Here is a 7,227-nt window from a genome sequence, read left to right as displayed (position 1 = left end):
GCGAATGTCAACAAAAAAGGGTGGCGAAGCCACCCACACATGTTGATGAAGAGCCAAAAATGTGCTAGTTTTCTAGAAAATGCAGTAATGCTATACCCAAATACCACTGCATATATTTCTAATAAATATAGCATGCTTCTAAAACAATGTTTGTTAGAGTCGAATGCGGATGATCCATATGAGATTATCATAAAGCATTTATCAAAAAATTTTGAAGGATACGCCAAGCGACATGATGGCAACAATGATTTTTATTATAGTTCAGCATACGTCCACATTTTGAAAGAATGTGGCATTTGTCCCAAAAGTAATATTAATCTAGATTCAATTGTCAATTCTATTGTTGTTGGCTTAAAACAATGGATGAACTGGGAAAACGAAAATGCACTTTCTGAATATGTAGATTATTTCTTTGATGTATTGAATGATGATCAAATTGTGAGATTAGCAGAACCCTATACAGAAATTTTTATTGATGATAATAGAAGAGATTGTAGTCCTTATGGCTCAAAGGATCCGTTTAAAAATAAAGTGATTGCTAAAAAAATTGCAGAAAAAATAGTTGGAATAACAACAGGAAAACAAAATGCAATTTATCCTGCCATAAAGCATTTTTTTGCACCTAAAAAATGGAGTGGTGAAACAGATCCTGATTTTAAGAAAAGAATGTGGAGTAAATACAAAGAAAAACTAGAAGTTCTTAATATTAGCGAAATAGAATTCAGTAATATTTCGATATAATTGGTCAAAAAGTTTTTTTTGTAGCATATGTACAATAGAAAATTTAAAGCGTTGTGCGAATCCGTTTATAGAAAACCTTGTTTTACAGACAAGCCCTGTCCTGATGAATATAGATGTGTTGTTAATATAGAAAATAGCTCTATTTCAGAAAAATCTGAAAATGATGAATCCTTGCCTATAGTTGTTCTGATACTCGAATCTCCCCATAAAAGTGAATATAATCAAAGTACGAGAACCGCTATTCGTCCTGCAAATGGTCCTACGGGAATATCTATTGATGAAAATATTGCGAGTTTGTTGTCAGAAACCTATGGAAGCAGAACTTCTCATAGAGTTTGCCCGCCTAAAGTTTTATTGTATCTCGTTGAAGCAATATCTTATCAATGTAGTAATAATTTAGATTCGATTGATCACGAAAAGCGGGATGTATTATTTAGATTGGTTTGGGAAAAGTTTGGTAAAAGTGACTTTGAACGCCGAATGCGGCGACTTGAGCCGTTTGCAGTTATAAATGCCTGCACATGCTCAAAGCAAAATAGTACCATAAAATCGTACATAAATCGGTGTAATCGAATGATGAATAATCCAAACATTCGGAATAAATATAAACCTAAATATATGAATGCATTGAATGTTTTGGTGCAGGAATCTTTAGATTCGATTTGGAAATCTAATCAAAATGTTGATTTGCTATATTCAGCTCATCCATCAAGTCCAAATTTTAAAAGTAAAGGACTTTTTTTTAGATGAAAAGAATTGGAAAAATGAACATGTTTTTTAAATAATTTAAAGCAAAAAGACTAGCTAAGGTATTTGGGGAATGAAATGGACAACATTCAAAAAATTCGAAGAGTTCTGATAAGTAGGAACCACGCAAATCTTGCGGATTTACTAATTCATTCCGAAGGGGAACTTTCGGAATCAAGTACTTATGGACATTATTTATTCTCTACGATAAGCACATATTTCATCAAATCTCCACCCAAAGAAACAGATTTGCTAAATGCATTAAGTGCGGTTGATAAAAAAAGAATCTTTGATGCAGTAATATCTGTTTATCCATATAGAGATCATGCTCCAGAAATAGTGAATGTTGAGTATCAGATATCATTTGACTCTGATGTAGAAGATTTATCTCCGGAGACTCCTGCAATAAAAGAAGTCTCTCGTGATTATATTGTCAGTTTGTCAAATCGAGCGTTGAATGATATAGAGAATGGCGATTATGACAGTGCAATTACTAAATCAAGAACATTGGTAGAAGAAGTCTTTTGTTTTGCAATTGAACAACAAAATCAGAAACCTAATGATAATGGGAAAATAGATGATTTGTATAAACAAGTTAAGAAACTTTATAGTATGCACCAAGATGCAGAAACTGATGTTCGAATAAATAATCTATTGTCCGGTCTGAATAAAATTGTAGATTCAATTTCTCAAATGCGAAATAAGGGAAGTGATGCTCATGGCCTTGGGAACCGGCGCATAAATATAAAAGATTATCATGCGAGATTATTTGTGAATTCTTCAAGAATCGTTGCTGATTTTATTTTGGCTGTTGTGGAAAATAGGAAATAATGTTTAGCCTATGATTACCTGGCAGAATGCATTAAGTGATGATGGCTCTTTAAAAAACATCAGTGAGGTGACTGATGCGTATCGAAAGGTTCATTGCTTTACTTGTTTTGGATGCAATAATGGATTGACGGCTGTTCTTGGAAAACAGCGAGAACGTCATTTTAGGCATACTCCAGGTTGTATATGCAATCCCGAAACATATTTGCATCAAGTCGGGAAAAAGATGTTTGTCGATTTGTTTGAATTGGCGAAGAAAATAAATAAAAGATTGTTGGTTGATTTTCTTCAAACGAAAATATGTGTAAATCCTGACTGTCCTTTAGGAAAAGACCATTGCGTTGAAAACGTAGGGGAATACGAAGAATTTGAACTTTTTCCCCACTTCAATCATTATGAGGTAGAAAAATATGATCCTGATACAGGTTTGACGCCAGATATCTTGCTAACTAATGATGATGGCGAAAAAGTTTATATTGAAATATTTGTAAATCATCCGTCGTCTGAAGAAAAAATTAAATCAAATATTCCTATTGTAGAAATAAGCCTTTCTGAGGAAGCTGATTTAAAGTGCTTAAAACCTGAATTGAACGATGGCGATATAAAAATAGACAACACATTCACAGAATGCTTTAACATTCCTAATTCAAAAAAGCTTGCAGAAAAACCAATCTGTTTAAAAAGTCTTGATAAAGCGCGACAGCACTTTTTAGATTACTTTCGCTATTATCAGCAGAATGAACAATCAGTTGAACTCGTTTATTCGTGCACAAAAATATGTGAATCAAAAAACTGCCCTCATTTAGAAAAAGGGCGTTGCGTTAAGCCTACAGGATTTGACCGATTTGATTTAGCAGAGATGTTCAATACGTTTATAAAAGAGGATAAAGCTGAAAACTTCTCGCAAGATTTAATCATTACGAATGGGAAAAAGGCGAAAATACGATTTCAGTTTGGATTAAGATTGTCGGAAACCTGCGAATATGGTGATGATGGGCGTGTTGTTCAGTATGCAATCAATCTAGATTCTGATACATATCCGTGGCAAGAATGCTCTGTGGTTCAGGAGGGCTCTAAAGTCCGCTTCTTAAATTTTGAAAAGAAAAATGAATTAGATTGCAAGAGACAATTTTTTAACGCCATAGTAGTTTACAAAAATGGTCGCTGTATGCCATTGAGCGAACACAGAATTACGGACATTAAGAAAAAAATTTTAGAGCAAAAACAAGCTATCGTCGAATATATCCTTATCCCAACATCAAGATTGGAACAAGAATTAGGTTTTCCTACTTACAAGGATCAATTTAAAGCAGCCATTTCTGTTTTTAAATTAAAGAAACAAGATGTGAGGAATTGTTTTCTCTGTAAGTATAGTGGCGATAATTCGTATAGTTGGGATGATGATAGCAAACCGATTTTCTGTAAAACATTTCGTTTTCCATGCTCTTCTGGCCAGGCCGTTGGCTGTGAACGATATAGGATCAAGTATGATGCGGTTCAGGAACATTTGAACAATGAAGGCTTGAAAAGGCTACTGTTTGAATGTTTGGAAACTTACAGGATTAAATAATCAGGTCATAGATTTTCATAAGGAGATGTCATATGCCACATGATTGTCGGTGCAATAAATGTAAAAGTGTAATTTATGCAATGTTCTTCAGAATCTATGATGAAATTGAGTTTAAACCCAAATTTGAAACTGCTTCCGTCCGATTGGCAGATTATGAAGGGAAGAAAGTGTATCAATCATTGAGCAAGATATATAAGGCGCTGCAGAGTTGTGGAAGGAATAAACGTTTTGTTAGGGTGAAAAATCTATGTGAATCTGACTTATATATACCATCAAAAAAACTTTTAATAGAAATAGATGAGTCGCAGCATTTTACGGAAGAGCGGTATACAGCATTGAAAAACTATCCAAAAGGTTTTGAGTTTTCATATGATGTAAAATCATACAAGCGAATGTGCAAAAAGATAAGGTCTAAGGACCCTGACCCCAAGTATAGAAACCAACAGCGTGCTTGGTATGATTCTGTTCGCGATTTTCTTCCGAAAATATGTCCGGAAGAGGTGAAAAAAGTTATTCGCATTCCTTTAGGTGAATATAAGTGGTGCGATTTAGACCATAAAAATAAAAAAGATGTAGCAAAATTTAAACGATTGCTCAAATCGGAGTGTATATGGCGAAAATAGGTTTGGTCTCATTTCAGAATTCGTGGAATACGATTAATAATGCAACTCGTTGGAATTTATTCAAGCAAATACGAACTTTTGCCTTGAATAATAATGTGACGTATTTGTTATTTTCAGGTTCAACATTATTTGATAAAAAAACACAATCTGACAAAAGTGTAGAGAAGATTGTAAATAAAGTTGGCCTATTTTTTAAGAAGTTTTCAATTATTTTCGAAATGAATAATGAACGTATTTTGAAAAATAAAGTACCGCCATATGGATTATATGCTTTTGAAAAAGGAAAGAAAAAATTGGGTCCTGTATGTCAACTATTGGCCACGAGTAAAGCGCCAAAGTCGTTATATGAAGAATTATGGCGACAGATACAATCAAATGAACGTACAGTGAGTTTGAATCAAAAAAAATTTCTAATTCTAATTTGTGGCGAATTAAATATCCTTCATAATTGTCAAAATGATAATAATAGAGTTGATGGATTACGTTATCAATTTGGTGGTGGTAGCATTCGAAGTGTGAAATACGATATCCTTTTCAATCCAACGCATACTCCATTAAAAGCTATGTATGGTAAGTATAAAAATAGACTGAAGTATATGAGTGAGCGAGCGGATGGTAGAATGGCTTTTCTAAATTTCAATGTTCCAAGAGAGCAAAAAAATAGAAATGCGGCATTTATTGCTTATAAGGAGGGGAAGGAAATTGTTTGGAAAAATGAGGAACGAGAAGATTGGTCTAATGGTTGGGCAATGAGAATAATTGAGTGCTAACTAGAATGAAAAATTTTTGAATAATGGAAATGGATAATAACGAACTCAAATAAAGAACTTTTTATGTAAGGTCTCCCCCATGCTCTTCACTCCCACTGGTACATTCTATTCCAAGGTTCAATTCAAGACCGAAGAAGAGGTCGAGAAGGTTGTCGTTAAGAACTTCAAGCTTCTCTTCGGCGACTATTCCATCTTGCTGCCGAAAAGTTTGATTCGGACTTCTGGCGGCAAGGGGAGCCACCCCGTGGTCCCGTGAATGGCGGCTGCGTTCGTTGCCGGAGGCGCCCGAAACGGTCTCACCTTCTGGAAGAATAAAGATAGGAAGGAATTGAAAAGTCTCGGAAAATAAGTATCGCTTCAATCTATTGCCCCCGCTCGTCTAAATGGCAATTTTAAAGACGAACCTTAGACGAACTTTAGACGAAAATTGGCGAAATTGAACGAAAAACGGCAAAATTTTAGACGAGAAAATGTTTTTTTTCGGAAAAACGCCGGTTTGACATTTTGTGACATCTGATTGTGAGTATATTTAGGGCGAGAGGTCTTGCATGAGTAGAAAAAGTGAAAACGGGCAAAAACAATCTTTAACCATTCTCGATAAGGATTATCTTGAATGGGTCAAACAGTTGTCATCAAGATATAAAAGCTATTTGATCAAGGCTTCTGTTCACATCAATTCGGAGCAGTTGAAATTTTATTATAGCGTTGGGAAAGACATCCTCGAAAAGCAGATTGATAATAAGTATGGCACCAAATTTTATGCCACTCTTAGCCGCGATTTAAGAAAGTTGTTGCCAGATGCGGAGGGGCTGACAGAAGGGAATTTGAGATATGCAAAGCGATTTTATCAGCTTTATTCGGATCCCAAGAAATTGTTTCCGCAAGTTGCGGAAGAATTGTATCCGCAAATATTTCCGCAAGTTGCGGAAGAATTGCCTAAAGTACCATGGGGCCACCATCGTTTGCTCATTGATAAATTCTCTGACAATCCGCCCAAAGCGCTTTTCTTTGTAGGGCAGATTGTTGAAAATGGGTGGAGCCGTTCTTCGCTTATGAATTGGATCGATTCAAACCTATATGAGCGACAGGGCAAGGCGATTACCAATTTTTCGAAGACATTACCATCTCCAACTAGCGATCTTGCGAAAGAAATTACAAAGGACCCTTATAGTTTCGCTTTTGCCGGCGTGACAAAGGAGTATAACGAAAAACAGTTAAAGTCGGCTTTACTTTCCAATATCACTAATTTCTTGATAGAGCTGGGGTCTGGTTTTGCCTATGTGGGCAAGGAGTACAGGCTGCAGGTCGGAAAAAAAGAAAAATTTATTGATTTGCTATTCTATCACCTTACTCTTAGATGTTATGTCGTCATCGAAGTTAAGATGGGTGAATTCGATTTTCAAGATGTAGGTCAATTAGGTGGATATGTTGTTTCCGCAAATCACATTTTAAAGCGTGAAGAGGATAACCCTACAATTGGTCTGCTTATTTGTAAGAGTAAAGATCGCTTGTTAGCCCAATATGCGTTGGAATCGAGCAACCAGCCAATAGGTATTTCAGATTTTGAACTTGAAAAATTATACCCTGCAAAAGTTGAAGGCTTAATTCCGACAATCAACGAATTGGAATCGGGGTTAATTGACAGACCTAAGGATGGCTAATGTCTCCTCGGCAACCATTCGCAACGCTGATTTGGCGGCCCTTAGTGAACTTGAAAATCGCGGAAAAAACATCTCTTACGATGAACTTCCGTATCGTTCGCTCAAGGCGACCGATGCCGATATAGATTTTCTATGCAAGGATTTTTCAAAACGTTCCAAACGAAAAATCACAAAGGCTGATTTGGAAAACTTGCACCTGCTTGCAGGTCGTTCGCATGACAAGGCAACGAACGTGTGGAGATTTCTTCGCCAGGCACTCTTTACGGAACGCTGACTTTGGAAGAGGC

General features: G+C 35.9%; 9 protein-coding genes. All 9 read left to right on the top strand.

The genetic code is table 11. From position 1 onward, the window contains the following. On the top strand, positions 1-741 hold a 741-nt coding region (locus tag B7992_RS02715), incomplete at its 5' end, for a hypothetical protein (RefSeq protein WP_176421823.1). A gap of 27 nt (positions 742-768) precedes the next feature. After that, positions 769-1,491 (top strand): hypothetical protein, encoded by a 723-nt coding sequence (locus tag B7992_RS16265; protein ID WP_139258476.1) that lies wholly within the window; start codon positions 769-771, stop codon positions 1,489-1,491. 75 nt (positions 1,492-1,566) lie between these two features. Beyond that, the gene (locus B7992_RS02710; RefSeq protein WP_073159682.1) at positions 1,567-2,319 is read left to right on the top strand and encodes an abortive infection family protein; all 753 of its coding nucleotides are present in this window, start codon (positions 1,567-1,569) and stop codon (positions 2,317-2,319) included. Positions 2,320-2,329: 10 nt separating this feature from the next. Then, complete coding sequence (locus B7992_RS02705) at positions 2,330-3,886, top strand: hypothetical protein (RefSeq protein WP_088665524.1); 1,557 nt, start codon at positions 2,330-2,332, stop codon at positions 3,884-3,886. 80 nt (positions 3,887-3,966) lie between these two features. Continuing rightward, the gene (locus tag B7992_RS02700) at positions 3,967-4,509 is read left to right on the top strand and encodes a hypothetical protein (protein ID WP_073159686.1); all 543 of its coding nucleotides are present in this window, start codon (positions 3,967-3,969) and stop codon (positions 4,507-4,509) included. Next, the gene (locus B7992_RS02695) at positions 4,497-5,279 is read left to right on the top strand and encodes a hypothetical protein (RefSeq protein WP_073159688.1); all 783 of its coding nucleotides are present in this window, start codon (positions 4,497-4,499) and stop codon (positions 5,277-5,279) included. The genes B7992_RS02700 and B7992_RS02695 overlap by 13 nt, the downstream gene beginning before the upstream one ends. Before the next feature lie 79 nt (positions 5,280-5,358). Continuing rightward, positions 5,359-5,535, top strand: a complete 177-nt coding sequence (locus tag B7992_RS16510; RefSeq protein WP_175547663.1) for a hypothetical protein — start codon at positions 5,359-5,361, stop codon at positions 5,533-5,535. Positions 5,536-5,827: 292 nt separating this feature from the next. Beyond that, complete coding sequence (locus B7992_RS02690; protein WP_073159690.1) at positions 5,828-6,940, top strand: YhcG family protein; 1,113 nt, start codon at positions 5,828-5,830, stop codon at positions 6,938-6,940. Beyond that, complete coding sequence (locus B7992_RS02685) at positions 6,933-7,214, top strand: hypothetical protein (protein WP_073159692.1); 282 nt, start codon at positions 6,933-6,935, stop codon at positions 7,212-7,214. Before B7992_RS02690 ends, B7992_RS02685 begins: the two co-directional genes overlap by 8 nt. Positions 7,215-7,227: the final 13 nt, after the last annotated feature.

The organism is Fibrobacter sp. UWH1 (assembly GCF_002210365.1).
Classification (GTDB): Bacteria; Fibrobacterota; Fibrobacteria; order Fibrobacterales; family Fibrobacteraceae; genus Fibrobacter.
The sequence above is the reverse complement of the archived record's forward strand: the minus strand, read 5'-3'. Positions and strand labels throughout refer to the sequence as shown.